Origin of the sequence: Neisseria sp. HMSC067H09 (assembly GCF_001814135.1) — a bacterium.
Taxonomy (GTDB): Bacteria; Pseudomonadota; Gammaproteobacteria; order Burkholderiales; family Neisseriaceae; genus Neisseria.
On the sequence record NZ_KV814903.1, the window covers coordinates 1 to 577 of the forward strand.

Below are 577 nucleotides of genomic sequence, written 5' to 3' on the forward strand. Positions count from 1 at the left end.
GGGGAAACAGATCCCGTCAGCCGTTCCAAAAAACTATCGTGGGACGGCTTATGCCCGACATTAAGGGCGGGGACCGGATCGGATAAAGGAAGTTTCCAATCCGTCCGGCCACTTCATCCGGAAGAAGGCCGCGTTATTACGGTCAGAGAAGCAGCACGGCTACAAGGATTCCCGGATTGGTTTACATTCCATCCGACAAAATGGCATAGTTTCAGAATGATTGGGAATAGTGTTTCCCCCATTGTGTCGAAACAGATTTTAAGTGTCATCCATCAAAAACTGAATAAGAAATAATCGCTATGAAAAACAGCAATATGATTGAAATCAGTACAGGTCTTGAACCTAATTTCCTGCAGGATATTTTAACCAAAGATATTTCCACATTAGACGCACTCTATGATTTGGTTGACAATTCTATCGATGCGGCAAGAAACAGCATTATCCAAAATGGAAACTATGAAAAAGATGTGATGGGCCTGCCGAAATCATATGAAGGGTATAAAGTGCACATAGATATCTCACCGGAATCTATCTGTATAGAAGACAACTGTTTTGGCATGCAAAAAGAAACATTGGC

At 42.3% G+C, this 577-nt stretch carries 2 protein-coding genes; both read left to right on the forward strand.

What is annotated here, in order from left to right; translation table 11 throughout:
* Window positions 1-294 (forward strand): DNA cytosine methyltransferase (locus tag HMPREF2954_RS11565; RefSeq protein WP_141755639.1); only part of this gene is annotated, 294 nt, incomplete at its 5' end.
* 5 nt (window positions 295-299) lie between these two features.
* On the forward strand, window positions 300-577 hold a 278-nt coding region (locus HMPREF2954_RS05335), incomplete at its 3' end, for an ATP-binding protein (RefSeq protein ID WP_210398479.1).